Here is a 25,043-nt window from a genome sequence, read left to right as displayed (position 1 = left end):
CGTTGGCGTCGTGAGTTGCGGGTTTACAGGCGCGCGCGCGCCGCCTAATTTCCGCGCCGAATGGGGCGAAGCCCTCCGATAAAACCCAGGAAATCCATGCGCGCCGAACCGCTAGCGCTGAAAGCCGACATCGAGCAGTCCATCGGACTGCTGAGGAGGCATCTTTGACGTCGACGCCTCGCAGCGGCGTCTTGCCGAACTGAACGTCCGGGCGGAAGACCCGGCGCTCTGGAACGATCCCGAAGCCGCTCAAAAACTGATGCGCGAACGCACCCAGCTCGAAGAGCAGGTGGGGGCGCTCTCGAACCTCGAGCGCGAGCTCGAAGACGCGCTGACGCTCGTCGAACTCGGCGAAGCCGAGGGCGACGCGGCGACTGAAAAAGAGGGCGTTGAGGCGCTCAAAAGCATCCTGAAGCAGGCGCGCGCGCGCCAGACCGAGGCGCTGTTCGCTGGCGAAGCCGACGCCAATGACACCTATATCGAGGTTCATTCCGGCGCCGGCGGCACCGAGAGCCAGGATTGGGCGCGCATGCTGTTTCGCATGTATGCGCGCTGGGGAGAGCGTCACAAATTCCACGTCGAAGTGATCGAGGAGACGCCGGGCGAAGAGGCCGGCATCAAGTCCGGCACGCTGCTCGTCAAGGGACACAACGCTCATGGCTGGGCGAAGACCGAGTCCGGCGTGCATCGCCTGGTGCGGATTTCGCCATTCGACTCGAACGCCCGCCGCCATACCAGCTTCGCCTCGGTCTGGGTCTATCCGGTGGTCGACGATCGGATCGACGTGAACGTCAATGAGTCCGACTGTCGTATAGACACGTATAGATCGTCAGGCGCCGGCGGTCAGCACGTCAACACGACCGATTCGGCGATCCGCATCACCCATATTCCGACCGGCATCGTCGTCGCCTGTCAGGCGGAACGCTCGCAGCATAAGAACCGCGCGACCGCCTGGAACATGCTGCGTGCGCGGCTCTACGAGCTGGAGCTGGAAAAGCGCGAGGCCGAGGCCAACAAGACTGCGGCCTCGAGGACCGAGATCGGCTGGGGCCATCAGATCCGCAGCTATGTGCTGCAGCCCTATCAGCTGGTGAAGGATCTGCGCTCCGGCTTCACGTCGGGGACGCCCTCGGACGTTCTCGACGGCGAGCTCGACGATTTCATGCAGGCCTCTCTGGCGCAGCGCATATACGGCGGTCCAGAGAGCGTCGAGGACGTCGAGTAGCCGCGCTCACGCCCATTTCTCGACCGTAAGGCCGGCGATGTCGTCGAAATCCTCAGTGTTCGCCGCGATCAGCGTGAGGCCGAGATCGAGCGCCTGCGCGGCGATCATTCGATCGAGCATGCGGCGGCGTTTCGGATCGAGCTTGCGCAGCAGCGCGCCATAGGCGTCGGCGGCGCCGCGGTCAAAGGGCAGCACGTCCAGATTTTCGGCGAGTAGCGCGATGTTCTCCGTGAGCCGTCCGTTATTTTCGGATGCGGCTGCGCCGAGCGTTTCGGCGAGACTGATCGCCGAGACCGCCACTTCGCCGATGTCGAGCGCGGAGAGCCGATCGAGCACGCCGGGAAGGCCGAGCGCCGCGGCGATGACGATATTGGTGTCGAGGAGGTAGCGCGCCATAGCGCTAGCGGGCGTCGAACAGCCGCTTGGGCGGCTTGAACTCGGGGCGCCCGATCTGGGCTGGCGGCGGCGTGGCTTTGAGCCGCGCCACGAGTTCCGCCATATCAAGCCGCGCCGGCGTCACCACGAGACTTCCGCCTTGCCGCCGCACGACGACCTCGGCGCCCTCGTCGAAAGCAATTCCGCGCGGCAGCCTCACCGCCAGGCTGTTGCCCGATTTGAAAATGCGCGTGGAGCTCATGGCATCAGTCTGCCAATGAGTTCATGTTCTGTCAATCTGAGTATATACGTTGGGTTTCAGGGCCGCCGATGGGCCATAAGGCCTCGTTGAGGCTCGTGAGCATGCGCTCGATGGCTGCCTGCGCGCCAGGGGCTGCCTCGATCAACTCGATTGCCAAGAGGTAGGCTCGGCGCCTGGCGACCGCTTATGCGCGCCCGAAAGCACGAATCCTCTTGGCGCAACCGGCCTGAGGAAACTTAGTTTCATCATTGCACACGGCGCGCGCTTGATCCCTTGGGCGCGCGCGTGCTATCTGCGACGCGCCACGCAAGAGCCGCGGAGAGGTGGCTGAGTGGTTGAAAGCACCGCACTCGAAATGCGGCATACGGGCAACCGTATCGGGGGTTCAAATCCCTCCCTCTCCGCCAGACACACCGGTCATCAGTCGGAAACGCGGCCGAAGGGTTCGAGCTAGCGCGGATCGCTTCCACGCCCCGAAAAAGACGCGAGAACTGCCGCGCTCTCGTGTCTTATACGCATACGCCTTTCTCAGCCGCAGACGTAGCTCAACTCGCTATTTTTGATTTGAGCGGCGAGCCATGCGGCGCCTTTTTTTCTGTGCGTTTCAACCATGTCTGACGCGCGGCTGAGATCGGATTCCGAGAGTGAGATATCGCACGCCTTTTCGATCTGACGGCTTATTTCTGCTTTACGCGCAGCGGGGGTCCGCTGCGAAAGAACCGCGTTTACGGCGGAGACAGTCGGCGGCTTTGCGATGGCGAGCGACGACATCGCCGTGAACGCGCAGCATGTGAAGATGACGATCTTTCGCATTTGGTTTCCTCGTTACAGGCGCTTTTTCGCCCAATCCCCCGGTAGCTGCCGCCCATGATCAAGATCCAGTGCCCGGCTAGAAGACACGTCGTTGATCTGGTCGTTCTGGGGAGTTGATAGACGTTGGTTTTTCACTTTGAATTAGCAAGCGTTGCGGAAGAAGAGCGTAGAACTTAAAAACTTGCTTTACAGCAGAGGTCGCAAAAAGAAGCGGCTCTGAAAATTATAGGTACTGCAAAACGTCGGGCCACCGCTTAGATCGTCTGACGACGTCCGGCCTTGCAGACGATGAAGCTTTACGCCGCTGTTTTATTTTCGTTTGGGCGGCGAGACGTCCGCACCCCGTTGCAGATATTCTTGCCGCGGGCGGCGCCCCTTCGTAATTTATAGACCAGACGCTGCGGGGCGCCGTGCTAGCAATGACTCGCGGAGATATTTTTGCTGCATTGCTGACGCCAGGCCTTGCTAATGACTCGAAAATTCAACGGCGGCGAATTTGAAGCCCTAAGGGCGCTGCTGCTCGCGCTGGAGGATGTCCAGCGCTCGCCGCCAGAGCCGATCTTCGTCGCCGTCGGCGAACTCGCGCAGATCCTGCACAGGTCGCGACCAGAGATCATTGCGGGGCTCGACACGCTCGCCGGCCTGAATTTCATCGAAGGTCCCGGCGTCTATCGCGAGCGCGACTGGCTGTTTCGCCGCCTGACGCGCCGCGGCGCGGCCCTGGCCGATCTGATCCGCGACCCCGACGACTGGCGCAGAGCGCTCGAAGCCTATGCGCCCTTCTTTGCGCGTTGACCCCATTCGGCGCGAAGGCGGCGCCACCGCGCCGCAGCCTCCCGGCGCCGCGCCTTGATCAGCTGCGCAAGCGCCGTGCGCCGCAGATTGAAGCGGTCGTTCGGCGCAAGCGCCATATAGCGCTCGGCGATTTCGGTGATGACGATATCGGGCTTCAGGCGCTTAACGAGCCGCCAATCGACATTGGCTGACCAGACAAAGACGAGTTCGCGCGCCGTCTCGGCGAGCTGCGCCGTCAGACGGTCAGACCCGACGCCGGCGAAGGAATCGCCAAAAAGCAGGATCCGCACGTTATTGGGCGCCGCGTCGTTCCTGTAGATCGCATGCGCGCCGACATGGATGTCGCCGCCGTGAACGGGATCTTCGAGGATGCGCACGACCGAATTGGCGTAAACGCGCTGCGCGTCAGCGATCCAATCGATTTCGCGAATCTGCTCCCAGCGCGGCGGATCGAATTTGCCGCCGAGATCCATGATTTTATGAATCGTGTTGCAGGGCCGGTTGGCGAGTTCCGCATTCGGCGTCAGCTGCAGCGCCTCGCACAAGAGGCGATAGGCGAGCAGACTGCCGTCCGGCGTCCAATGCGTGTCGCTGCGCCAGTAGAGTTCGACCTCGTCGCGCCGCTCGCGCATGGGCCAGACGAGATCGACCCATCCGGCCGCGCGCGCAGCGCCTGCAAAGAGTTGTTGCAGGCGGATCGCTGGCGCGAGGTCGACATTGACGAGCGGCGTCGCTTGTTTGTGCCCGTAGATCGTCAGCTTTTCCGGAGCGACGAGATGGGCGTAGGCGACGCCGAGCGCGTCGCAACGATGCTTTCGTTCAATGATGGCGTCCCGCCATCGGCGCAGGTTGACGTCCGGCAGATGGCCGCCGTTGCGCTCATAGAGCGTGGTGACGAAATTCGTTCCGCCCGTGAGGAACAGCCAACCGTCGTGACCTTCATGAACGATGAGTTCGGTCACGGCGCGGCAGTCGTGGTGGGGCTCACCTTGGAGTCCGGCGCGGGCTTGCGCGCGTAAAGGATCGTCGCAGCGGCGAGTTCGAAAAGTTTCTCGCGCGATAATTCCCGCGCCCATGGCTTTTCGAGCAGCGGGCCGGGATAGGCGATCAGATCTTCGACGCGCGTGCGCAGGAATTGTTTGCGCGCGCGGGGCGAAAGACCTTGCGACCAGGAGCGCAGCTGCCAGGCGATCGCCCAGATCGGGTGCGTCGGATTGGTGACCTCCTGCCGTTCGATCGTCAAATGCCCCTCGAAAAGCGTGCGCAGTCCTTCATGCGTCATATTGAAATAGTGATGCGGATAGCCGTGCAGCGGCTGAAGGAAGGGCACGCAGCATTTCAGCCATCCGCCCGGCTTGAGCACGCGCGCGATCTCGGCGGCGCAGAGAAACGGATCCTTCACATGCTCCAAGACCGCGATCGAGATGACGCCGTCGAAGGCGTCATTCTTGAAGGGCAGCCGATGCGCCAGGCCGACCACATCGGTCGTTGCATAATCCATCATCTCGAAGTTGACGACATTGCTATAATAGACCGGACGGTAGCCTGCGCCGACGTCGAGGATCAAGCCGTCGGCGTGGCGCTCGATCAGTTCGACTGTTTCATCGTCATAGCCGTTCTCGCTGATCGGCATATCCTCGGCGGCGTCTTGCGCCTGGAGCGAGGGTTCGTCCGAAAACACGAATTTGCCCGAACCCGACAGCGGCGTTTCGGGCTCGAGCAGCAGCGGTCGCACCGCGCTGAGCTTTCGTGCGCGAATGGCAGGGATGTCGCTCATACGCAGCTGACGCCGTCCCTGGGCGCGACCAAGCTGATCGAAATGCGCGCGGCCCGAGACGAGCTGACCGAGTTCGATCGCCTGTCGCACGTCCGGGTTCGCGGCCAGATAGCGCGTCTCGTCGAAATTCTCTAGCGTCGCGGGCTCGTCATCGGCGACCTTCTGCCGGCGGCCCTCAATATGGCCGAATTTTTTGAAATGCCGCCAGCCCGAGCCGATTTTGCCGAGGCGAACGGCCTCGGCGACGTCGGGGTTGACGGCGAGATAGGCCTTTTCGTCGAAGGTTTGCGGCGTCGGCGTCTCTTGCAGCGCCGCCGACTGAAAGGGATTATTCATGCAGACGGCGAAATGATACTCAATAGCCACCTCCGCGGGATTGTTAGCACAAGCGGCAGTATAGGAAAACACGCGATCTGCTTTTCAATCGATGCGCTCCGTGGCGAGGTAGGGGCGATGATGTGATCAAAAGAGTTTCGGAAACCACCATGCAATCTGGTCAGGGTGAGATCGCCAACGCGGGCGAGGCGCCAATCGTGGTCGAGGCGTTCTATCGCTACGGCTACAGGGGTCGCTCAATGCTCGCCATTCGCGCCCCTTTTGCGATGGGCGCGGACGGCGCCGACATCATTGGGCGCGCCATCGAAACAGGCGCGCGCCATTATGTCGTGGTCTCAATCGCGCGCCAGATCTCCGGGCCGATTCATTCAGGCGAACCGCTCGGCGTCGAGCTGCGCGCCAGCGACGCATGTGAAGAGTCATCGGGCTGAAGAATGACCAAGATTTTGGGGCTTGGGCACAGTCATATCGTGGCGATCGCCAAAGGATGTTACGAGCTGCAGCACGAGGGCTTTCGGCTTGGCGGCGCGCCGCTCCTTTCGCGATTTCTCTATCTCTATGATCCCGAGATAACGCCGACCTTAGCGGAGGAGGGCTCAGCTTCGCGCCTCAATGCCCGCCTTCGCCAAATTATCGACGAGGAGCGGCCGGATGGCGTCGTATTGTCGGTCGGCGGCAATGAGCATATCGCTCTTTCGGTGACGCAGCCTAAAGAGCGCTTCGATTTTATTCTTGGCGCAGAGCCGGAACTTGATCTCGAGCAGGGGGCCGAGGTGCTGCCCGAAGCCGCCATTCGCGAGACTTTGCGGGAAAAAATGGCGCCAACGCTTTCAACCATCGAAGCGATACGAAACGAAACGGCCGCGCCGATCGTTTGCCTTGAGCCCCCGCCGCCCTTTCCAAATTCGCGCATTTTGGAATGTCCGCAAGAGTTTTTTCGTAAATCATTCGATCCAAAAAAACTGTCGGGCGAGATGTTTCGCTATAAAATGTGGCGTACGCAGTCTGCGCTTTATCGTGAAGTTTGCGCGCGCGCAGATATTCTTTTTGCCACCGTTCCGACCGAGTTCATCGCGCCGTCGGGCGTGTTGGCGAAGGTTGTTTGGGGCGCCGACGCCTCGCACGCGAACGCGCTCTTTGGCCGACGCATGATCCAAAGCGCCGCAGAGCTGATCGAGCCGCGGCTGAGTGATGGACGGCAATGAAGACGCATCCCTATTCGAAACGCCCCGACTACGCCCTGTGGCGCCGCGCGGTCGCGGATGTCGCGCCCGGCGAACTCGATCCCGTCGTGGAGGCGCCTTTCCGGCTCGGCCTTCGTGAAAAAATCGCAACTGCTGGGAGCTGTTTCGCTCAGCACATTGGCCGCTATTTGAAGTCGAGCGGCTGCAATTATCTCATCACCGAGTCGCCGCATTGCTTCATCGGTCAGCAGGCTGCCGACGCCCTCAATTACGGACTCTACACGGCGCGTTACGGCAATATTTACACGAGCCGCCAGCTGCTGCAGCTTTTCGAACGCGCCTATGGGCGGTTCACGCCAAAGGAGAACTACTGGCCAGAAGGCGCCGCGCATGTGGTCGACCCGTTTCGGCCGCAAATTCAGCCCGGCGGATTCAACTCGATCCGCGAACTCGATTATGATCGCGAACGTCATTTCGAAGCGGTGCGCCGGGCGTTCGAGACGCTCGACGTCTTTGTGTTCACGCTCGGGCTGACAGAGTTCTGGCGTTCGCGCGAGGATGGCGCGGCTTTTCCGCTCTGCCCGGGCGTCGCGGGCGGCGATTACTCTCTCGCGCGACACGAATTCGTCAACCTTGGCGTCGATGACGTCGTCGCCGACATGACCGCCTTCATCGCGCGTCTGCGCGCCGTCAATCCTGGCGCGCGGGTGATTTTGACCGTTTCGCCCGTGCCGCTCGTCGCCACCGCCGAGCCGCGTCATGTGCTGATCTCCACGATGTATTCGAAGTCGGCGCTGCGCGTCGCGTGCGATATGCTTTCGCGCACGCTCAGTCAGGTCGCCTATTTTCCTTCTTATGAAATTGTCGCCGGCGGCTATGCGCCAACCGATTATTTCGCGCCAGACAGGCGCAGCGTCACGCAGGAAGGCGTGGCGCATGTTATGCGCGTGTTTGAACGGCACTTCATCAAGCGCAACGCCGCCGGCGAAGCCTTGCGCGGGGCGCTGCGCGCGTTCGCCCCGGCGCGCGCGGCCTCGCCCGAAGATCCGATCGCCGCCGCGATGCGCCTAATGTGCGACGAGGAAGCCCTGTCCCTGGAGCGAATCGAAGCATCGTCAAGCGACGCCGAGCAGGCGGAAGTCGAGCCGGCGCCGCAGAACGAGTCAGGAAAAGAATTTGCCCCGCAGGAACCGCTCGCCGATGAGGCCGAGCGTGAGGCTGATGCCGCCGACCCACAGAATCAGGGACTTGTTGATTAGCTCGTATAGTCAGCGGCCCCGCGGGCCCCATGGCCGCCTGAGCGCGCCCGCCGCAACCCAGGCTCGCGTCTTTGGCGGCTCAGTTGGTCAGCGCCGGACTTTCACGATACAGCGTCGGAAAAAGACGTTTGAGATCGTTGATCTTCGGCAGGTCGTTGTAGACGATGTAGGGCTGCGCGGGATGGCGAAGGAGATAGTCCTGATGATAGGCCTCCGCCGGATAGAACGCCTTCAGCGGTTCGAGCGTGGTGACGATCGGCGCTGAAAGGACCTTTGCCTTTGAAAGCTGCGCAATATAGTGGCGCGCGGTTTTTTCATGGTCGGCGTTCGCCACGAAAATTGCCGAACGATATTGCGCGCCCGTGTCGGGACCCTGGCGGTTAAGCTGCGTCGGATCATGCGCGACGGAAAAATAGACGCGCAGCAGTTCTCCAAGACTCACGGTCTTCGGATCGTAAGTGACTTCGACTGACTCCGCGTGGCCGGTGTCGCCTTGCGAAACATTTTCGTAACGCGCCGTCTCCTTCGCGCCGCCGGCGTAGCCGGATACGGCGCGCGAGACGCCTTTGACGCGCTGAAACACGCCTTGAACGCCCCAAAAGCAGCCGCCGGCGACGACAAGCTTTTGTTCGCCGCCGCTCGTTGGCGCAGGATCGTAAGCGGGCGCAGGCAGTACGAATGCGCGCTCGGCGGCGTCCCCGCGCAAGGAAGAGAAAATGATCAGTGCGGCGACGAGAACGGCGGCGGTGAATCTCATGGCGATATCTCCTACGCTTGTCCGCGCCCGATGAAGCGCAGCGCGACGCCATTCATGCAGTAGCGCAGCCCCGTCGGCTTGGGTCCGTCGGTGAAGACATGGCCGAGATGCGCATCGCAGCGCTTGCAGGAGACGGCGACGCGTCTCATGCCGAACGACATGTCAGCGCTTTCCACAACATTGGCCTTGGAAATCGGCGCAAAGAAGCTCGGCCAGCCAGTGCCCGACTCATACTTTGTTTTTGAGTCGAACAGCGCCGTATCGCAGCAGACGCAGCGATAGAGGCCGTCGGCGTGATTGTCCCAGTCGGGACCGCTGAAGGCGCGCTCCGTGCCGTCCTTGCGCGTGACCTCGAAGGCGAGCGGCGAGAGTTGCGCCCGCCATTCGGCCTCGGTCTTGACGATTTTTTCGACGCGCGAAAGACCGAGGCTCCTGCCATTCGGGTCGAATGTTTCGATCTCGACCATTTCGCCAGCGGCATGCGCCTTCCGAGCGAAGGCCAAAAAAACAGCGCTTGAGAGAAGGCTGCGACGGTTCACGATCGGCTCCTGCGGTCTCATGCTCATTCGTGCGCGCCTTGGAAAATGTTACGGCGCCGCGAAAAATTTTCGTGTCACCTGCGCCCAAAGAGCTTTTCGATGTCGGCGAGCTTCAGCTCAATATAGGTAGGCCGGCCGTGATTGCATTGAGCGGCCCCGGGCGTCGTCTCCATTTCGCGCAGCAGGGCATTCATCTCGGGCGCCGAAAGCCGCCGGCCGGCCCGCACCGAATGATGGCAGGCGCAGGTGGCGAGCACATGATCGAGCCTGCGCGACAATCCGCGCGCGTCGCCTTCCTCCGCCAAGATGTCGGCGATGTCCTCCACGAGTCGCTTGCAGTCCACTTCGCCGAGCAGCGCCGGGGTCTCGCGCACCAGCACGGCGCCGGGACCGAAAGGCTCGAGCGCCAGACCGAACGCCGCGAGTTCGTCCAGCGCCGGCGCAAGCGCGTTCATGCGCGATTCATCGAGTTCGACGACGGCGGGGATCAGCAGCATCTGTCGCGCGACGCCCGTCTCCTCGCGCTGGCGTTTGAGCTTCTCATAGACGATGCGCTCATGAGCCGCGTGCTGGTCGACGATGACGAGACCGTCCTGTGTCTGCGCGATGATGTAGGTTTCGTGCAGCTGCGCCCGCGCCGCGCCGAGCGGCGCCTCGGGCTCCTGCGCCGGCGCGTCATGCGCGCGGGCGTCGGCCATCGGCGCGCCGGCCTCAAAAGCGGCTTGTGCCGATTCTTCGAAGCCGGCGGGCGCGTAAGGCGAGCGCGGCAGGCTCCAATTCGCCGGCGCCGGCGCGCGATATTGGGCGCCATTGCCGCGCGCCAGAACGTCGATCGCCGCGCGTGCGTTTGTATCGGCGCTGCGATGGCTCTTCTCGGCAAGCGCCTGCTTCAACGCGCCGACGACGAGGCCGCGCACCAGACCCGGATCGGCGAAGCGCACCTCCGCCTTCGCCGGATGCACATTGACGTCGACGCTGCGGGGATCGCATTCGATGAAAAGCGCGACGATAGGGTGGCGGTCGGAGCTCAAAAAATCGAGATAGGCGGCGCGAATGGCGCCGGCGAAGAGCTTGTCGCGCACCGGCCGTCCATTGACATAGACATATTGCATCTGGGCGTTGCCGCGACTGTAGGTCGGCAGGCCGGCAAGGCCCGAGAGCTTTACGCCTTCGCGTTCCGCTTCAAGCCGAAACGCGTTGGCGGCGAATTCTTCGCCAAGAATCTGGAAGATGCGCCGCGCGGAATCGTCGCCGCAGGCGGGATAGTCGAAGAGCGCGCCGCTGTCGGCGGAGAGCGAGAACCGCGCCTGCGGATGGGCCATGGCGAGTCGCTTGACGACATCGACGATCGCCGCGGTTTCGGTTCGCTCGGTTTTGAGGAACTTGAGCCGCGCTGGCGTCGCGGCGAACAGCGCACGCGCTTCGATCTTGGTGCCGCGCGGCCAGTTCGAGGCGGTGAGTCCGCGCTTCTCGCCGGCGTCGATTCGGATTGAACAGCCGTGCGGGGCGCCCATCGCCCGGGTTTCGATTGTCAGATCCGCCACCGCCGCGATTGACGGCAGGGCTTCGCCGCGAAAGCCGAGCGTCGCGATGCTGGTTAGATCGCCGTCGGGGATTTTCGACGTCGCGTGGCGCTCGATCGCCAGCGCCAGGTCGCGCGCGTCCATGCCGCTGCCGTCGTCGATGACGCGAATGAGGCTTTTTCCGCCCTGTTCAACTGCGACGTCGATGCGCGTCGCGCCGGCGTCAAGCGCGTTCTCGACCAGCTCCTTGACGGCGGACGCCGGCCGCTCGACCACTTCGCCGGCGGCGATGCGATCGACGAGAAGGGGATCGAGACGGCGGATGGGCATGGGTGTATCGGCTCAGCGGGCCAGAGTTCGAAGATTATAGCGGTTTTGGGAGAACAAGCGCCATGAGGGACGCGAGGCGCGGTTAGGGCGTCAAGGATCGAAGCCGAAGGCCGAAGCCGCCGCAAGGGCGGCGGATTTCGGTTCACCGCAGCCCGCCGTCACTTTCGGCGCGAGGATGCCCAAAACAAGCCTCTTGAAACTATACCCCTTGGGGGTATATAAAAGCGCCATTGGCTAGGGAGCGGATTTGCGGATTTTCAAGACCAAATGGTTTGCACGGTTTGCACGAAAGGAAAAGGTCGGAGATGCGCGTCTGCGCGAAGCAATCGGCCGTGCGGAGAAGGGCGGCACTGACGCCGCGCTTGGCGGCAACCTTATCAAGCAGCGGGTCGCGCGGGATGGCGGGGGCAGGTCGGGCGGATTCCGCACCATCATCGCCTACCGCGAGAAGGAGCGAAGCATTTTTCTCTACGGCTTCGCCAAAAACGAGCGGGACAATATCGACGCGGGGGATTTGGAGATTTTGAAAAAGCTGGCGCGGCAATTCCTGCCAATGCGCGCAGCGGAGATTGAAAGGGCGATCGAAGAAGGCGAACTCATCGAGGTGGAACATGACGACTAAGGCGAAGAAGAAATTTCGCAGCACGATCGCGGAAGCGGCGCACGAAACCGCAAGAGGCCTGCGTCGCATTGGCCTCATCGACGCCAAGACGATGCGCGAATTTGATGCGGCGTGTCTCACCACGATTGAGCCGCTGACGGGCAAGCAAATCCTCGCGCTGCGCGAGCGCGAAGGCGTGAGCCAAGGCGTGTTCGCCCGCGTGTTGAACGTAAAGCCGAAACTGGTGAGCGAATGGGAGCGTGGCGAAAAGAAGCCAAGCGGTCCCTCGCTCAAGCTGCTCTCTCTCGTGAAAGCGCGCGGCCTTGAGGCGATAATTTGAGCGCGAAAGGTCGCCGTTGCAAGGTTCGCTTATTTGTCGGCGGGGTAGATTTCCGCAATAACGTTACGGAGAAGCGCCTTTTGACCGTTCTCATTCGTCTGAACAAAATAGGGGTTCGCGGTTTCCTTATATTTGAAATCGACATCGGTAATTTCGTGGAGGGAGCAGGTGAGTAGTTCGGCCGCGTTCAGGTCGAACAGCGCGACACTGTATCGGTCGGTCCCGAATGCACTCCGGTAGGCAATCCCATCAAAGCCATGGGTTCGGAATACTTCGGCAAGAATTTGGGTCGCCGCATATTCAGCTCTGTCATCATTTCTCGTTACGGGTTCTCGAAATGCTCTTGCAATATGGTTCCACACGGCTTCTTCCCGCTTTTGGGGCGAGGGCTCAGGCTCGTCAAAGAAATATAGCGTTGTGGCGCTGCCGATATTGGTGCAATCGACCACACGCTGTTCGCGCAAGGCTGCCAATATGGCGACCGAGACGAACGAACCAATCCAAGGACGCACTTCGGCAATGGCGGTTTCTGGGTGACTCGCCATGTAAAGACAAGGAATAACCTTCGGATTAATCCGCCCTTCGGTAGCTCGGTCGGGGAGCGGCGTCATGCGGCTAGGCAGGGCTGGAGCTGGCATCACGTCATCAATCTCCTCGACCACTTCGTCATGGTGAGCGACTGCGGCGCGATAAAATCGATGCCCCTTCTTTATTGTTAGCACGCGCGATTGAGCGCTCTGAGCAACGGTTTCGAGAAACTTGGTAGTCTCAGGTGTACGAACGTAACGAACGGTTCGAGTTACTTCCTGCCGAAATAGCGAATAGCTTCTCCACGATACGAATTCCGAAATGGCCTGTGCCGTCGCCGCGTCACCTTCCTTGCTCATATCGCCAACCTCGAAATCGTGCTTCGGCTGACATTGTAACGCCGCGCGATGTCGGCTTGCGAGGCCTTGCCTTTGGTAAGATCACGCAATGCTTCCTCGCGTTGATAGCGGGTGAGCTTGGGCAGTCGCCCGATGTGAACGCCCCGCGCCTTGATCAGTCAAAGCGAACAGCGCGCTCCGAAGGACGACATCTCACCTCAAATCCGTCTTGCCAAACTTCACGCGAGCGGCGCCAGCACCAGCGCCAGATTCTCCACCGCCACCACCCGCGCCCTGGCGCCGGGCGCAAGGCTCTCGACCGGCGAATCCTGCGCGAGCCGCGCCTGCCACTCGACGCCGGACCAGAACACGACGCCATGCCTCTTCGTCACCTCATGCGTCAGCGTCACTTCGCGCCCGATCAGATCGCTGCTCTTATCTTCTTCGATGTCGGCGTTTTGAAACCGCTGCAGCGGCTTCCTGCCGACGATGGCGATCAAGAGGCCGGCGCCGGCGATGATCGCCGCGGTTTCGACGAGCGACGGCCGCCAGCCGGTCGCATAGAGAACCGCGCTGGTCAGTAGCGCGCCCACCGCCACGAACATCACCGGCGACAGGCCGATCACGACGATGTCGAGTCCGAGCAGGATAAGGCCGGCGATCAGGCTCGCATTGGCGGGATCGTAGAGAAAGGCGGTCTCCATCTTTATTCCGCTTCCCGCCAGGGCTGCGCGCGGCGCTGCGCCTCGCTGGGCGCAGGGCCGGCGTTGACGGCCTTGAGCACCGCCATCGCCTTGGCGATCCAGCCGGCGGGGTCGGCGCCGTCGCCCATCAGCACCAGCGAATTGCCGGCCTTGGCGAGGCGGCCATATTGCTCGATGGCGCTCTTGGCGACTTCAAGCTGCACCGCCTGATCGCCGCCCTGCTGGGTGATTTGCGTGCGCACCAGTTCGATCGCCTTGGCCTGGCCTTCGGCGCGCAAAATGGCCGCCTGTTTCTCGCCTTCGGCGCGGTTGATTTCGGACTGTTTCACGCCTTCCGATTCAAGCACCGTCGCCCGCTTGTCGCGCTCGGCCTTCATCTGCCGCTCCATCGACTGGCGCAGCGATTCGGGCATGGCGATGTCCTTGATCTCATAGCGTGTGACATGCGCGCCCCAGAGCTGCGCCGCGTCTGACACTGCGCGCACGACGCGCTCGTTGATCTCGCTTCGGTTCTCGAAGGTCTTGTCGAGCTCCATCGAGCCGATGGCCGAGCGCATCGAGGTCTGCGCCAGATTGATGATGGCGCGGCGGATGTCCTGCGCGCCATAGGCGGCGTCCTTGGCGTTGACGATCTTGTAATAGAGAACGCCGTCGATGGTGACGGTGGCGTTGTCCTTGGTGATCGCGTCCTGCTCCGGCACGTCGATCACCTGTTCGCGCAGATCGAAGGTGTAGGCCACGCGCTCGACGATCGGCCAGACGAAATTGACGCCCGCGGTCAGCGATCGATTGTAGCGGCCCAGCCGCTCGATGACGAGCACGGTCTGCTGGCGCACGAAGCGCACCATCGTCGACAGCGCCAGCAGCGCGACATAGGCGAACCAGAACAGCGGATTTTGGAAGAGGCCGATCGGCAGGCCGAGATTGAAGGATCGGTCGATGATCAAGAGGCCGATGGCGGCGGCGCCGACGACGAAAAGTGCGAAACCCATGGAATGAACCCTTCGCGACAGGCGCGTTGAGAGAATGTTATCGAGCGACAGAGACACGGGCGCTCCTATTCATGCCGCAGGGGGTAGAGACCTTCCCGCGAAGGCGAGCCCTGGGCGCCCATGACGTCTAGCGCGCCAGACACGCCGAAAAAGTGCGCCGGCGCATGTCTGCCTCGATGCTCAGCGCTGTCGCCACCAGCTTTCGAGCGTCGGACTGAACATCGGCGATGCATAGCGCGGCAATCGCGCCGGTCTCGCAATGTCGGTCGAATGCGCGAGCCATTGGTCGGACGCATGATACAGCGGCACGACGTAGAAGCCGGACAGCAGCACGCGGTCGTAAGCGCGAACGGCGGTGATGAAATCTTCGTGACTTGTCGCGGCCAGCAGGGCGGCGATGAGCGCGTCGATCGCGGGCGAAGCGGCGCCGGCGAGGTTGAACGAAGCTTCCTGGTTCGCGCTCGCAGACCCCCACCGCATGCGCTGCTCGTTGCCGGGCGAGGCCGAGGCGAGCCATTGGCCGAGCATCATGTCGAAATCGAACTTCTGCCGCCGACGCTGATATTGCACCTCGTCGACGAGGCGCACGCGGGCGTCGACCCCGATGCGCTGCAGCGAGCCGGCATAGTTGAGCGCAAGCCGCTCCTGATTGCGGTCCTTGACCATGATCTCGAAGGAGACAGGTTCGCCGTCCTTGCGCAAAACGCCGTTTTCGATGCCGTAGCCGGCGCTCTCGAGCAGATCGAGCGCGCGCTTGGCCATCTCGCGGTCGCGGCCTGACCCGTCATTGACGGGCGGCCGCCAGCGGCCTTCCAGAATGTCTTCGCGCACAGCGTCCGGAAACGGCGCCAGCAAGGCGCGCTCACCGGCGGACGCCGGGCGGCCGGACGAGGACAATTCGGATTCGTCGAAGAAGCTTTTGGTGCGGGTGTAGAGGCCGGCGTAGAGATTCGCGTTGACCCATTCGAAGTCGAACATCATGCCGAGCGCTTCGCGCAGGCGGATGTCCTTGAACAGGGGACGGCGCGTATTGAAGACGAACCCCTCCATGCCTTTGGGGTTTTCGTTTTTCAGCGTCTCCTTCACCACGCGCCCTTCGGTGAGCGCCGGGAAGTCGTAGCCGCTCGCCCATCGCGTCGTGCTGGTTTCGTCGCGATAGTCGAGCAGGCCCGCCTTGAAGGCCTCGAAGAGCGAATTGCCGTCGCGGAAATATTGGATGTCGATCTCGTCGAAATTGTAGAATCCGCGCTGGCTCGGCAGATCGGCGCCCCAATAGTCCTCATTGCGGCGCAGCAGCAGGCGCGCGCCGACTTGCGCGTCTGCGATCACATAGGGGCCGGAGCCGACGGGCTTGGCGAGCGTCGCTTCGGAAAAGCGCTCGACGTCGGTCGCGTGTTTGGGCAGCACCGGCATGATCGCGAGAATGAGCGGCAGCTCCCGGTCGCCGACGCCTGAGAGGTCGTAATGCACGGTATGCTCGTCCGGCGCGTCGATCGATTTGACCAGCCCGTAGGCGATTCGCTGCTGCGGCCGGCCCTTGGTCTTTAAGAGATCGAACGAGAACAGCACGTCTTCGGCGGTGATCGGCTTGCCGTCGGAGAAGCGCGCCCGCGGGTCGAGATGGAAGGTCACCTGCGAACGCGCCCGATCGACGTCGACCGACTTTGCGATCAGGCCGTAAAGCGTAAAGGGCTCGTCTTGCGAGCGGGCCATCAGGCCTTGAAAGACATTGCCGACAAGGCCCTGCGCCGCGGTTCCCGACTTGAGATTGAACGGGTTGAGGCTGTCGAAGGTGCCGGCAAGGCCGACGCGGAGTTTGCCGCCCTTCTTCGCGCCCGGATCGGCGTATGGGAAGTGATGGAAATCGCTCGGCAATGCGGGCGCGCCGTGCATGGCGATCCCATGCGTCGGGCAGGGCGCTTCGGCCGCCCGCGGGGGCGGCGCGGCGCCCGAGGCGGGCGCGGCGATAAGGAGCGATAGGGCGAAGCTGAGCGCGCGGCGCCCCCGCAGTCGCTGTTCGCCGTCGCCGCTGGCGGGGCGTTTTCCAGGAAGGGGGAGAATCTTCATCGGCGGACCATAATCCAACGTCCCGCCGCAAGAAGCGAGTCGCGCTTAAGTTTTCGGCCATTTTTTTGCGAATGTTGTGGGCAAAAAGCGCCCACGCCAAGCATTGAGCGCTCCGTCCGGCTGGAATTTACTGCCGCGACCATGTAAGAGCGGTGCCGTCGCCTCGTCGGCGTCTCGCGATCGCGCTGGAACACGGGCTGGTCAAGTTCCATGGCGCTGTGGCGCGAAGGCGGCTCCCGTTATGACGCGATCTCGAAACTATCCGGAGCCGGAGAGCGCCGGCCAGCAGGACAATCGAAAGGAACTTCCGATGTCGACCCATATCTCGCGTTCTTGCGCGATCGCCCTTGCGGGAGCGTTGCTGTTCGTCGGCGGCGGCGCATTGGCTCAGCAGGCGCCCGCGGCCGGCGCAGCGCAGCAGCAACAGCAGCCTCAGGGGCCGATTGCCGCCGAACTCGTCGCGGTCCAGCCGGACTGGACCAAGGTTTGCGGCACTGATCCGCAGACCAAAAAGGAAATGTGCTACACGACGCGCGACTTCGGCGTGTCGGCGAAGGAGGGCGAGGCCCCCCAGCCGCTGCTCGCGCTGGCGATCTACGATCCCAAGGGCGACGATCAGAAGATCATCCGTTTGCTGCTGCCGCCGGGCCTGATGCTGAAGCCCGGCTTCCGCTTTTCGATCGATAAGGGAGCGCCGGAAAGCGGCGCGTTCGAAATCTGCTTCCCGAATGGCTGCTTCGCCGAGGCGAAGGTCAAGAAGGCGGTCGTCGACGGCATGAAGAAGGCCGAAAAGATGACCGTGGTCGTTAAGAATCAGGCGAACGGCGAGGTCACCTTCTATCTGCCGCTCGCCAATTTCGGCAAAGCCTTCGACGGCCCGGCCGTCGACCCGAAGGTTCTCGAAGAGCAGCAAAAGAAGCTGCAGGAAGAGCTGCAGAAGAAAGCCGAGGACGAGCGCAAGAAGCTCGAGGCCCAGAAGGGCGCCGCCACGTCGCCCGCGCCGGCCGCTACTAAGAAGTAAGGGTTGTAAGAACCCCGAGAGTAAGACCCGCGTGGGACATTGTCCCCGCGGGTTTTTTTATGGCCACGGCCTCGCGCGCGAATTGCTCGTGGCGCCGCGTCGCGCTTCCGCCCCCGTCTTTTCCGGGGAGATTCGCCGAGTCGCGCACAACGGCAGCGTCACTTTGACGCGCGGCGATTAGCCAGTCTATATAGGCCGTCGGGCCATATCGATCACAACCACCGGCGAGGTCAAAGCACGCATGTCTATCGCCATCGCTATGGTCCTGGTCGTCGTGGGTTCGATCCTGTTTCACGTGTTGAGTCCCTGGCGGGCGACGCCGATCGCGTCCAACTGGGGCTTCATCGACGACACGATGGGTCTGACCTTCCTTGTCACGGGGGCCGGATTCGTCGCGGTCATCCTGTTCATGGCGTATTGCCTCTATCGCTTTCGCCACGTGCCCGGCCGGCGCGCCGCCTATGAGCCGGAGAATCAGAAGCTCGAAGCCTGGCTAGGCATCGTCACGACGATCGCCGTCATCATTCTCCTCGCGCCGGGCCTGCTCGTCTGGGGCCAGTTCATCACCGTGCCCAAGGAAGCGATGGTGATCGAAGCGGTGGGCGTCCAGTGGAGCTGGAGCTTCCGCCTGCCGGGTGCCGACAATCAGCTCGGCTCGAGCGATGTGCGTTACATCGACACCACCAATTCCATGGGTCTGAGCCCGGCCGATCCTAAGGGGCAGGATGATCTGGTGATCGCAAGCAGCGAATTGCATCTGCCGATCGGCAAGCCGGTCAAGGTCCTGCTGCGCTCGATCGACGTCCTACATGACTTCTATGTCCCCGAGATCAGGGCGAAGATGGACCTCGTGCCGGGCGTCGTCACATATTTTTGGTTCACGCCGACCAAGATCGGCGAATATGAGATACTTTGCGCCGCCTATTGCGGCACAGGGCATCCGCAGATGCGCGGCAAGATGGTCATAGAGTCGGAGGCCGACTTCGAGACCTGGCGCACGGCGCAGCAGACGTTCGAGCAGTCGCGCAAGAGCGACGCGAGCCGAGACAAGCGGGCCTCTGCTCAATGACGCTCACCAATGCGAGTCGCGCCGCTTTGACATTCATCGCCGCTGATAGAGCGCCGCCGCGACGGGGCCCGATCAATCGCCGGAAGCGCGATAGTGGCGAAGGGAGGATCGTTCCATGACCGACGCCAGCGTACCCCAGAACGTCGCGCCGCCGCCGGCGGAGGTGCCGGACGTCGAGCTCTATCACGCGCACAGCTGGATCACGAAATATGTGTTCAGCCAGGACGCCAAGGTCATCGCCATTCAATACGCCGGCACGGCCATCACCGTCGGCATTTTGGCGCTGGTGCTGTCATGGGTGATTCGCCTGCAGCTCGCCTTTCCGGGGGCGATCCCTTTCATTGACGCCAATGTCTATTATCAGTCCGTGACCATGCATGGCATGATCATGGTCGTGTATATGCTCACCGCCATCTTTCTCGGCGGCTTCGGCAATTATCTCATTCCGCTGATGGTCGGCGCGAGGGACATGGTGTTCCCTTACGTCAACATGCTCAGCTACTGGGTCTATCTGATCGCGACCCTCGTTCTCGTCTCGAGCTATTTCTTCCCTGGGGGTCCGACCGGCGCCGGCTGGACCCTTTATCCGCCGCAATCGATCCTGACGGGGACGCCGGGCCACGAATACGGCATCATCCTGATGCTCGTCTCGTTGATCCTCTTCATCGTCGGCTTCACGATGGGCGGGTTGAATTACGTGGTGACGGTGCTGCAGGCGCGCACCCGAGGCATGACGCTGATGCGCATGCCGCTGACGGTTTGGGGGATCTTCGCCGCCGCCGTCATGGCGCTTCTCGCCTTCCCCGGCCTCTTCGTCGCCTGCCTCATGCTGCTCCTCGACCGCACGCTCGGCACGAGCTTCTTCATGCCGTCGCTGGTCGAACTCGGCGAACGCAAGGACTATGTCGGCGGCAGCCCGATCCTGTTCCAGCACCTGTTCTGGTTCTTCGGTCATCCGGAAGTCTATATCGTCGCGCTGCCGGCCTTCGGCGTCGTTTCCGATCTGATCAGCGTGCATGCGCGCAAGAACATCTTTGGCTACAAAATGATGGTCTGGGCCATCATCGCCATTGGCGTGCTCAGCATGGTGGTCTGGGGCCACCACATGTATATCAGCGGCATGGATCCGTGGTTCGGATTCTTCTTCGCGGTGACGACGCTCGCGATCGCGGTGCCGACGGCGTTGAAGGTGTATAACTGGGTGCTGACCCTCTGGCACGCCGACATCCACTTCACGACGCCGATGCTGTTCGCGCTGGGGTTCCTCGTCACCTTCGTCAATGGCGGCATCACCGGCCTTTACCTCGGCAATGTCATCGTCGACGTGCCGCTGTCGGCGACGCTGTTCGTCGTCGCCCATTTCCACATGGTGATGGGCATCGCGCCGGTGCTGGTCATCTTTGGCGCCATCTATCATTGGTATCCGAAGATCACCGGCCGCATGATGGACGAGCGGCTCGGCAAGATTCACTTCTGGATCACCTTCCTTGGCGCCTATGCGATCTTCTTCCCCATGCACTATCTCGGCGTGCTCGGGATGCCGCGGCGCTTCTACGAGATGGGCGAAACCGCCTTCGTTCCCGCGTCGGCCGCCACGCTCAACATTGTGATCACGGTCATCGCGTTGGCGGTCGGTTTCGCGCAATCGATCTTCTTCTACAATCTGTTCAAGAGCCTGAAATATGGCGCGCCGGCCGGCGGCAATCCGTGGCGCGCCGCTTCGCTCGAATGGCAGACTCCCGAAACGCCGCCGGGCCACGGCAATTGGGGTCAGCAGCTCCCGGTGGTTTATCGTTGGCCTTACGCCTATAGCGTGCCCGGCGCGCCGGAGGACTACCTGCCGCAGAACGCGCCGCCGATGAGCGGAGAGCATTCGCCATGAGCGTCATGGGGCTCTTCTTCGTCTTTATCGCCACTGTTGCGGTCATGTGGTTGGTGCGCCAGGGGGTGCTGGAGTCGCCCTGGCTCGAGGAAGGCGAGGTTGCGCATTATCGTCGCGCCGGCCGCGCCGCCGAGCCGCCGACGGCCGGTAGAGTGGGGCTCGCGGTCTTTCTCGCCGTCGCCGGCTGTCTGTTCTCGCTGCTCGCCGCCGCCTTTTTCATGCGCGGCGACGCGCCCGACTGGCAGATGCCGCCGATCCCCGGCGTTCTCTGGGTCAACACTTTCCTTCTCGCGGCCAGCAGCGCCGCCCTGCAGATCGCGGTCGTCGCCGCTCGGCGCGCCGACGCCGAGCGGGTCAAGACGGCGCTGCTTGTCGGAGCCGTAACGGCGGCGCTTTTCCTGATCGGCCAGATCTGGGCGTGGCGCGAACTTCTCGAGCTGCGATTCTTCGCCTCGAGCAACGCCGCCAACGCCTTCTTCTATCTGCTGACGGGCGTGCATGCGCTGCATCTCGTTGGCGGTCTGGTGGCGCTTGCGCGGACGACGGACAAGGTGCGCGGCGCCGAGCGAATCACCAAGGAGCTGACGACGAGCGTCGAGCTCTGCGCCATCTACTGGCATTTTCTGCTGTTCGTCTGGTTGCTGATGTTCGCCATGCTGATCGGCTGGGCCGATGGTTTCGGCGCCATCTGCCGGCGTCTGCTTTCGTAAAGGGAATGCGCTATGACGGCGGAGCCTGTCACGACTGAACATGTAACGACTGAGACAACACTGCGGAGCAGCCTGCTCGGCATGGTTGCTGACTGGTCCTCGGATCAGCGCTCTTTCAAGAGCGTGTCCTGGGGCAAGGCGATGATGTGGATTTTCCTCGTCAGCGACACCTTCGTCTTCAGCTGCTTTCTGATTTCCTACATGACGGTGCGCATGTCCACGACGGTGGAATGGCCGCACCCGAGCGAAATTTTCGCGCTCGAGATCGGCGGCAAGAAGATCCCGCTCATCCTCATCGCCATCATGACCTTCGATCTCATCACGAGTTCGGGCACCATGGCGATGGCGGTCAACTTCGCCTATGCGCGCGAGCGCAGGAAGGCGGCGATCTTGATGCTGGTGACGGCGTTCTTTGGCGCCGCCTTCGTCGGCATGCAGGCCTTCGAATGGACCAAGCTCATTCACGAAGGCGTGCGGCCGTGGGGCAATCCCTTCGGCGCCGCGCAATTCGGCTCGAGCTTCTTCATGATCACCGGCTTTCACGGCTTCCACGTGTCGATCGGCGTGATTTTCCTGCTCATCGTGGCGCGCGCCGTCTGGCGCGGAGACTATGACGTCGGACGGCGCGGCTTTTTCACGAGTCGCAGGGGCCGATACGAGATCGTCGAGATCATGGGCCTATATTGGCACTTCGTAGATCTTGTGTGGGTCTTCATCTTCGCATTCTTCTATCTGTGGTGACGTCTCCGACAGGGGGAAATGATGACGGCGACGACGGACGATACGACCCATAGCCATGTTCATGTCGCGCAAGCGGCGCAGCCCGCGGCGCAGGCGCATGGCCAGCAGCATCCAATCAAGCTCTATCTTCTGGTGTGGGGCCTGCTCTTCGTTCTGAGCGCCTGCTCCTATCTCGTCGATTATTTCGACTTTCAGGGCTATTTGCGCTGGTTCCTGATCGTCGTGTTCATGCTGCTGAAGGCCGGGCTCATCGTCGCCGTCTTCATGCACATGGCCTGGGAGCGGCTGGCGCTGGTCGTCGCCATTCTGCTGCCGCCGCTGGCGGTGCTGGTTCTGATGGCGATGATGGCGTGGGAAGGCGACTACACCAATTATCTACGCGTGATCTTTTTCGGCGCATGACGCGGGCTCGCCCGCGCCGCCTGAATGAATCGCGCTGATCACGGGCCGTCGGAGAATGGCGAATGCGAGAACACGATCAGCGCGTCGCCAATAAGGCGATCCTCATCGTCCTCTCGGCGCTCTGCCTCGTCATGATTATTTTTCTCGGCGCCTGGACGATCGTCGCGCATCTGCAATAGCGCGCGGGCTATTCCTCGAGCGCTCCCTCCTCATTGACCGCATGCGCCAGGCCGGCCGTCGTCACCAGCCCCGCGGCGCTGACGACGACCATGAGGGCGACGACGCCCGTGAGTCCCCAGCCGGCCTGCAATTGCGGCACCACGAATGTGCCGAAAGTGGCGCCGACCTTGGCGCTCGCCGCCGCGAAGCCGCTCGCCGAGGCGCGAATCGTCGTCGGGAACAGCGTCGGCGCCAGGGTGAACGTCGTGGCGTTGGGTCCGGCGTTCATCGCGAAATTGAACAGCATGAAGCCGCCGATGACGAAGGCGAGATGCGCATTCGCGCCATTGTCGGACATCGCGGCGAAGAGCAACAGCAGCATGCCAAGCCCCATGCCGCTAAATCCTGCGACCTGCATGGTGATCCGGCCAAAGCGCGGAACGGCCCAGAGGCTCGCCACGAAGCCGATGATGAGAAAAGCGTCGACGATGGCGCTGCCTTCCGCGTCAGCGAAGTCGGCGGCGATTGAGCCCGCGTCGGCGGCGCCGAGATGCATGGCCCCGAGAATGACGGGCGTGAACAGGCCGACGCCGTAGGTCGCGACGTCCATCAGCATCCACGGCAAGGAGACGAGCATCGTGCGGGCGCGATAGGCTTTGCGGAACAGCGCCGAATAGCCGACGTTCTGCGCATTGGGCGCGGAAGCCCGCTTGGACGTTGTAAGGGCGACTGCTTCCGCGCCAAGGTTCTCGGGCTTCTCGCCGAACTCGATCGATAATGTCTTGAGCAGGGCCGTCGCTTCGCCGATGCGTCCCTTCGTGACCAGCCAGCGCACGCTTTCCGGCGCCCATAGGCGCGCAGATAAGAATAGCAACGCAATCACGCCGCTGGCGCCGAACAGCAGCCGCCAGTCTTCTGTTGACGGTCGTAGCTTCAATAAAGCGAGGCCGGTGAGAGCCGCCGCCGCCATGCCGACCGATTGCAGGGCGATCGTCGCGACGGTCATTCTGTTGCGCGTCGCGCGCGGCATGAGTTCCGACACATAGGCGCCGCTCGTCGGAAAATCGATGCCGACGCCAACGCCAAGCAGGAACTGCGAGAGCAGGATGAAGCGCGCGTTCGGCGCGAGCGCGCCGATAAAGCAAGCGAGCGCGATGATCGCCATGTCGGCGATGAAGACGCGCTTGCGGCCGAATCTGTCCGCGCCGATGCCGCCGAGAGCGGACCCGGCGACCGCGCCGAGCACCAGCGCCGATCCTATCAGGCCGACGAAAAGCGGGCTGATCGGAAAGTCGCGCTTGAGCAGCGGCAGCGCGACGCCCAATCCGGATACGGAGAAGCCGTCCAGAAAGGCGCCGCCGCTCGCTGCGAGCCAATAGGCGTAATGACGCCATGTCATCGGCGCTTCGTCGAGCGCCGAAAAAATTGAGGCGGCGTGCGCCGGCGACGCCGTCACCGAGCCTTGCTCCGTTCCTCTTCGTTCTTTGCCTGTTGATAAAGCTTGCGGATGTCTTCGATGTCAACGGAGGGCTTCGGCAGCTTCAGATTAAGATCGTCGAGCGTATCGGCGATGATGCTGGAAACCGCGAGATTGCGAAACCATTTGTGATTTGCCGGGATGACGAACCAGGGCGCATGTTCGGTCGAGCAGCGCGACAGGGCCGCCTCGAAGGCCTTGATGTAGTCGTCCCATTTTTCGCGCTCGGAATAGTCGCTGGCGCTGATCTTCCATTGGTTCGCCGGATCGTCGAGCCGCGCCTTGAAACGCTTGAGCTGTTCTTCTTTTGAGATGTAGAGAAAGAATTTCAGAATGGTCGTCTTGTTTTCGACGGCGAGGAGCTTTTCCCATTCGTTGATGAAATCATAGCGCGGCTTCCACACCTCTTTTGGCGCGAGCTTGTGCACCCGTACGACGAGCACGTCTTCGTAATGCGAGCGATTGAAGATCGAAACGTAGCCGCGCTGCGGCGCATGCGGATGGACGCGCCACAGAAAGTCGTGCGCCTGTTCTTCGGGAGTCGGCTGCTTGAACCCGGTCACCTGCACGCCCTGCGGGTCCATGGCGCTGATGACATGCCAGCAGGTGCCGTCCTTGCCGGCGCTGTCGATGCCCTGCAAGACGATCAGCAGAGAATGCGTGCGGTCGGCGTAGAGTTTGCGTTGCAGCTCAGTGATGCGCGTGAGATTGCGCTGCAATTCCTCCGCCGTTTGGGCGTCATTGGCAAAGTCGCCGTGAAAACCCGGATCGATTGATCCGAGATCGACGTCCGAGCCGGGCTCGACGCGGAACTTTTTGACGAATTTCATGTGCTCC

General features: G+C 62.3%; 28 protein-coding genes and 1 tRNA gene. 14 read left to right on the top strand and 15 right to left on the bottom strand.

Going from position 1 to position 25,043, the window contains the following annotated elements; genetic code table 11:
* Positions 1-96 precede the first annotated feature (96 nt).
* Positions 97-1,225, top strand: a protein-coding gene (gene prfB, locus ACPS74_RS09415; protein WP_157055264.1) for a peptide chain release factor 2 whose coding sequence is annotated in 2 segments (ribosomal slippage) — positions 97-165 and positions 167-1,225 — 1,128 coding nt in all. Because the reading frame shifts where the segments join, the coding sequence is not laid out codon by codon here.
* Between the two features lie 6 nt (positions 1,226-1,231).
* On the opposite strand, the gene ACPS74_RS09410 is transcribed toward prfB, so the two are convergent.
* The gene (locus ACPS74_RS09410; protein ID WP_029651167.1) at positions 1,232-1,621 is read right to left on the bottom strand and encodes a PIN domain-containing protein; all 390 of its coding nucleotides are present in this window, start codon (positions 1,619-1,621) and stop codon (positions 1,232-1,234) included.
* A 4-nt stretch (positions 1,622-1,625) separates the two neighbouring features.
* Positions 1,626-1,862, bottom strand: a complete 237-nt coding sequence (locus tag ACPS74_RS09405) for an antitoxin (protein ID WP_029651166.1) — start codon at positions 1,860-1,862, stop codon at positions 1,626-1,628.
* 317 nt (positions 1,863-2,179) lie between these two features.
* Here ACPS74_RS09405 and ACPS74_RS09400 point away from each other — a divergent pair.
* Positions 2,180-2,269 (top strand) — tRNA-Ser (locus tag ACPS74_RS09400).
* Positions 2,270-2,390: 121 nt separating this feature from the next.
* Here the strand turns inward: ACPS74_RS09400 and ACPS74_RS09395 are convergent.
* A complete protein-coding gene (locus ACPS74_RS09395; protein WP_244471430.1) occupies positions 2,391-2,633 on the bottom strand; it encodes a hypothetical protein in 243 nt (80 codons plus the stop codon).
* 510 nt (positions 2,634-3,143) lie between these two features.
* Here ACPS74_RS09395 and ACPS74_RS09390 point away from each other — a divergent pair.
* Positions 3,144-3,470, top strand: coding sequence for a hypothetical protein (locus ACPS74_RS09390; RefSeq protein WP_029651164.1), 327 nt, complete (start codon positions 3,144-3,146; stop codon positions 3,468-3,470).
* Here ACPS74_RS09390 and ACPS74_RS09385 read toward each other — a convergent pair.
* Together ACPS74_RS09385 and ACPS74_RS09380 are read right to left on the bottom strand one after the other, a co-directional pair.
* Positions 3,446-4,432 carry an alginate O-acetyltransferase AlgX-related protein gene (locus tag ACPS74_RS09385; protein WP_029651163.1) on the bottom strand — a complete coding sequence of 329 codons (987 nt, stop codon included), beginning with the start codon at positions 4,430-4,432 and terminating at the stop codon, positions 3,446-3,448. The genes ACPS74_RS09390 and ACPS74_RS09385 overlap by 25 nt on opposite strands.
* Positions 4,429-5,583: a class I SAM-dependent methyltransferase gene (locus tag ACPS74_RS09380; RefSeq protein ID WP_029651162.1), complete on the bottom strand. Its 1,155-nt coding sequence runs from the start codon at positions 5,581-5,583 to the stop codon at positions 4,429-4,431. The genes ACPS74_RS09385 and ACPS74_RS09380 overlap by 4 nt, the downstream gene beginning before the upstream one ends.
* Positions 5,584-5,705: 122 nt before the next feature.
* Here ACPS74_RS09380 and ACPS74_RS09375 point away from each other — a divergent pair, with 122 nt between their 5' ends.
* Genes ACPS74_RS09375 through ACPS74_RS09365 form a run of 3 tightly spaced genes read left to right on the top strand, consistent with a single transcriptional unit; the run spans position 5,706 to position 8,026 of the window.
* Positions 5,706-6,014: a hypothetical protein gene (locus tag ACPS74_RS09375; RefSeq protein ID WP_239753725.1), complete on the top strand. Its 309-nt coding sequence runs from the start codon at positions 5,706-5,708 to the stop codon at positions 6,012-6,014.
* Positions 6,015-6,017: 3 nt separating this feature from the next.
* Entirely contained in the window at positions 6,018-6,788 is a 771-nt protein-coding gene (locus ACPS74_RS09370; protein WP_029651161.1) for a hypothetical protein, read from the top strand.
* On the top strand, positions 6,785-8,026 hold the full coding sequence (locus tag ACPS74_RS09365; RefSeq protein WP_029651160.1) for a GSCFA domain-containing protein: 1,242 nt from the start codon (positions 6,785-6,787) through the stop codon (positions 8,024-8,026). Before ACPS74_RS09370 ends, ACPS74_RS09365 begins: the two co-directional genes overlap by 4 nt.
* 79 nt (positions 8,027-8,105) lie before the next feature.
* Here the strand turns inward: ACPS74_RS09365 and msrA are convergent, their stop codons facing one another.
* From msrA to mutL, 3 genes are read right to left on the bottom strand one after another with little or no spacing between them, the layout of a single operon-like run.
* Positions 8,106-8,783 (bottom strand): peptide-methionine (S)-S-oxide reductase MsrA, encoded by a 678-nt coding sequence (gene msrA / locus ACPS74_RS09360; RefSeq protein WP_029651159.1) that lies wholly within the window; start codon positions 8,781-8,783, stop codon positions 8,106-8,108.
* An 11-nt stretch (positions 8,784-8,794) separates the two neighbouring features.
* Positions 8,795-9,349 (bottom strand): peptide-methionine (R)-S-oxide reductase MsrB, encoded by a 555-nt coding sequence (msrB, locus tag ACPS74_RS09355; protein WP_029651158.1) that lies wholly within the window; start codon positions 9,347-9,349, stop codon positions 8,795-8,797.
* Positions 9,350-9,396: 47 nt separating this feature from the next.
* Positions 9,397-11,175, bottom strand: coding sequence for a DNA mismatch repair endonuclease MutL (gene mutL / locus ACPS74_RS09350; protein ID WP_029651157.1), 1,779 nt, complete (start codon positions 11,173-11,175; stop codon positions 9,397-9,399).
* Between the two features lie 247 nt (positions 11,176-11,422).
* Between mutL and ACPS74_RS09345 the strand changes: the two genes are divergently transcribed.
* Complete coding sequence (locus tag ACPS74_RS09345) at positions 11,423-11,797, top strand: type II toxin-antitoxin system RelE/ParE family toxin (protein ID WP_029651156.1); 375 nt, start codon at positions 11,423-11,425, stop codon at positions 11,795-11,797.
* A complete protein-coding gene (locus ACPS74_RS09340; RefSeq protein ID WP_029651155.1) occupies positions 11,787-12,116 on the top strand; it encodes a helix-turn-helix domain-containing protein in 330 nt (109 codons plus the stop codon). Before ACPS74_RS09345 ends, ACPS74_RS09340 begins: the two co-directional genes overlap by 11 nt.
* 29 nt (positions 12,117-12,145) lie before the next feature.
* Here ACPS74_RS09340 and ACPS74_RS09335 read toward each other — a convergent pair whose 3' ends face one another.
* The 5 genes from ACPS74_RS09335 to ACPS74_RS09315 all read right to left on the bottom strand — a co-directional run bounded on the left by ACPS74_RS09335 (position 12,146) and on the right by ACPS74_RS09315 (position 16,745).
* On the bottom strand, positions 12,146-13,003 hold the full coding sequence (locus ACPS74_RS09335; protein ID WP_051381801.1) for an RES family NAD+ phosphorylase: 858 nt from the start codon (positions 13,001-13,003) through the stop codon (positions 12,146-12,148).
* Positions 13,000-13,092 carry a helix-turn-helix domain-containing protein gene (locus ACPS74_RS09330; RefSeq protein WP_370646255.1) on the bottom strand — a complete coding sequence of 31 codons (93 nt, stop codon included), beginning with the start codon at positions 13,090-13,092 and terminating at the stop codon, positions 13,000-13,002. Before ACPS74_RS09330 ends, ACPS74_RS09335 begins: the two co-directional genes overlap by 4 nt.
* Before the next feature lie 129 nt (positions 13,093-13,221).
* Entirely contained in the window at positions 13,222-13,686 is a 465-nt protein-coding gene (locus tag ACPS74_RS09325; protein WP_029651153.1) for an NfeD family protein, read from the bottom strand.
* A gap of 2 nt (positions 13,687-13,688) precedes the next feature.
* Positions 13,689-14,678, bottom strand: a complete 990-nt coding sequence (locus ACPS74_RS09320) for an SPFH domain-containing protein (protein WP_051381804.1) — start codon at positions 14,676-14,678, stop codon at positions 13,689-13,691.
* A gap of 180 nt (positions 14,679-14,858) precedes the next feature.
* Positions 14,859-16,745, bottom strand: a complete 1,887-nt coding sequence (locus tag ACPS74_RS09315) for an extracellular solute-binding protein (protein ID WP_239753726.1) — start codon at positions 16,743-16,745, stop codon at positions 14,859-14,861.
* Positions 16,746-17,055: 310 nt separating this feature from the next.
* Between ACPS74_RS09315 and ACPS74_RS09310 the strand changes: the two genes are divergently transcribed.
* The 6 genes from ACPS74_RS09310 to ACPS74_RS09285 all read left to right on the top strand — a co-directional run bounded on the left by ACPS74_RS09310 (position 17,056) and on the right by ACPS74_RS09285 (position 22,570).
* On the top strand, positions 17,056-17,766 hold the full coding sequence (locus tag ACPS74_RS09310; protein ID WP_036241951.1) for an invasion associated locus B family protein: 711 nt from the start codon (positions 17,056-17,058) through the stop codon (positions 17,764-17,766).
* Between the two features lie 241 nt (positions 17,767-18,007).
* On the top strand, positions 18,008-18,835 hold the full coding sequence (locus ACPS74_RS09305) for a cytochrome c oxidase subunit II (protein ID WP_029651149.1): 828 nt from the start codon (positions 18,008-18,010) through the stop codon (positions 18,833-18,835).
* Positions 18,836-18,950: 115 nt separating this feature from the next.
* Positions 18,951-20,717: a cytochrome c oxidase subunit I gene (locus ACPS74_RS09300; RefSeq protein ID WP_029651148.1), complete on the top strand. Its 1,767-nt coding sequence runs from the start codon at positions 18,951-18,953 to the stop codon at positions 20,715-20,717.
* Complete coding sequence (locus tag ACPS74_RS09295; RefSeq protein WP_029651147.1) at positions 20,714-21,427, top strand: cytochrome c oxidase subunit 3; 714 nt, start codon at positions 20,714-20,716, stop codon at positions 21,425-21,427. Before ACPS74_RS09300 ends, ACPS74_RS09295 begins: the two co-directional genes overlap by 4 nt.
* Before the next feature lie 81 nt (positions 21,428-21,508).
* Positions 21,509-22,168, top strand: a complete 660-nt coding sequence (locus tag ACPS74_RS09290; protein ID WP_239755386.1) for a heme-copper oxidase subunit III family protein — start codon at positions 21,509-21,511, stop codon at positions 22,166-22,168.
* 18 nt (positions 22,169-22,186) lie between these two features.
* Positions 22,187-22,570 (top strand): cytochrome C oxidase subunit IV family protein, encoded by a 384-nt coding sequence (locus tag ACPS74_RS09285; protein ID WP_029651145.1) that lies wholly within the window; start codon positions 22,187-22,189, stop codon positions 22,568-22,570.
* A gap of 187 nt (positions 22,571-22,757) precedes the next feature.
* Here the strand turns inward: ACPS74_RS09285 and ACPS74_RS09280 are convergent, their stop codons facing one another.
* Both ACPS74_RS09280 and ACPS74_RS09275 read right to left on the bottom strand, forming a co-directional pair.
* Positions 22,758-24,185 (bottom strand): MFS transporter, encoded by a 1,428-nt coding sequence (locus ACPS74_RS09280; RefSeq protein ID WP_029651144.1) that lies wholly within the window; start codon positions 24,183-24,185, stop codon positions 22,758-22,760.
* On the bottom strand, positions 24,182-25,036 hold the full coding sequence (locus ACPS74_RS09275) for a polyphosphate kinase 2 family protein (protein ID WP_029651143.1): 855 nt from the start codon (positions 25,034-25,036) through the stop codon (positions 24,182-24,184). The genes ACPS74_RS09280 and ACPS74_RS09275 overlap by 4 nt, the downstream gene beginning before the upstream one ends.
* Positions 25,037-25,043: the final 7 nt, after the last annotated feature.

The organism is Methylocystis sp. SB2 (assembly GCF_049817085.1).
Classification (GTDB): domain Bacteria; phylum Pseudomonadota; class Alphaproteobacteria; order Rhizobiales; family Beijerinckiaceae; genus Methylocystis; species Methylocystis rosea.
Note: the sequence above shows the minus strand (reverse complement) of the source record. Positions and strands in the feature narration are given on the sequence as shown.

Excerpts from the sequence above, each read along its gene's own strand:
- ACPS74_RS09410 (WP_029651167.1), bottom strand. The coding sequence starts at position 1,621 with ATGGCGCGCTACCTCCTCGACACCAATATCGTCATCGCCGCGGCGCTC.
- ACPS74_RS09405 (WP_029651166.1), bottom strand. The coding sequence starts at position 1,862 with ATGAGCTCCACGCGCATTTTCAAATCGGGCAACAGCCTGGCGGTGAGG.
- ACPS74_RS09395 (WP_244471430.1), bottom strand. The coding sequence starts at position 2,633 with ATGTCGTCGCTCGCCATCGCAAAGCCGCCGACTGTCTCCGCCGTAAAC.
- ACPS74_RS09390 (WP_029651164.1), top strand. The coding sequence starts at position 3,144 with ATGACTCGAAAATTCAACGGCGGCGAATTTGAAGCCCTAAGGGCGCTG.
- ACPS74_RS09380 (WP_029651162.1), bottom strand. The coding sequence starts at position 5,583 with ATGAATAATCCCTTTCAGTCGGCGGCGCTGCAAGAGACGCCGACGCCG.
- ACPS74_RS09370 (WP_029651161.1), top strand. The coding sequence starts at position 6,018 with ATGACCAAGATTTTGGGGCTTGGGCACAGTCATATCGTGGCGATCGCC.
- ACPS74_RS09365 (WP_029651160.1), top strand. The coding sequence starts at position 6,785 with ATGAAGACGCATCCCTATTCGAAACGCCCCGACTACGCCCTGTGGCGC.
- msrA (WP_029651159.1), bottom strand. The coding sequence starts at position 8,783 with ATGAGATTCACCGCCGCCGTTCTCGTCGCCGCACTGATCATTTTCTCT.
- msrB (WP_029651158.1), bottom strand. The coding sequence starts at position 9,349 with ATGAGCATGAGACCGCAGGAGCCGATCGTGAACCGTCGCAGCCTTCTC.
- mutL (WP_029651157.1), bottom strand. The coding sequence starts at position 11,175 with ATGCCCATCCGCCGTCTCGATCCCCTTCTCGTCGATCGCATCGCCGCC.
- ACPS74_RS09340 (WP_029651155.1), top strand. The coding sequence starts at position 11,787 with ATGACGACTAAGGCGAAGAAGAAATTTCGCAGCACGATCGCGGAAGCG.
- ACPS74_RS09335 (WP_051381801.1), bottom strand. The coding sequence starts at position 13,003 with ATGAGCAAGGAAGGTGACGCGGCGACGGCACAGGCCATTTCGGAATTC.
- ACPS74_RS09325 (WP_029651153.1), bottom strand. The coding sequence starts at position 13,686 with ATGGAGACCGCCTTTCTCTACGATCCCGCCAATGCGAGCCTGATCGCC.
- ACPS74_RS09320 (WP_051381804.1), bottom strand. The coding sequence starts at position 14,678 with ATGGGTTTCGCACTTTTCGTCGTCGGCGCCGCCGCCATCGGCCTCTTG.
- ACPS74_RS09315 (WP_239753726.1), bottom strand. The coding sequence starts at position 16,745 with ATGAAGATTCTCCCCCTTCCTGGAAAACGCCCCGCCAGCGGCGACGGC.
- ACPS74_RS09310 (WP_036241951.1), top strand. The coding sequence starts at position 17,056 with ATGTCGACCCATATCTCGCGTTCTTGCGCGATCGCCCTTGCGGGAGCG.
- ACPS74_RS09305 (WP_029651149.1), top strand. The coding sequence starts at position 18,008 with ATGTCTATCGCCATCGCTATGGTCCTGGTCGTCGTGGGTTCGATCCTG.
- ACPS74_RS09300 (WP_029651148.1), top strand. The coding sequence starts at position 18,951 with ATGACCGACGCCAGCGTACCCCAGAACGTCGCGCCGCCGCCGGCGGAG.
- ACPS74_RS09295 (WP_029651147.1), top strand. The coding sequence starts at position 20,714 with ATGAGCGTCATGGGGCTCTTCTTCGTCTTTATCGCCACTGTTGCGGTC.
- ACPS74_RS09290 (WP_239755386.1), top strand. The coding sequence starts at position 21,509 with ATGGTTGCTGACTGGTCCTCGGATCAGCGCTCTTTCAAGAGCGTGTCC.
- ACPS74_RS09285 (WP_029651145.1), top strand. The coding sequence starts at position 22,187 with ATGATGACGGCGACGACGGACGATACGACCCATAGCCATGTTCATGTC.
- ACPS74_RS09275 (WP_029651143.1), bottom strand. The coding sequence starts at position 25,036 with ATGAAATTCGTCAAAAAGTTCCGCGTCGAGCCCGGCTCGGACGTCGAT.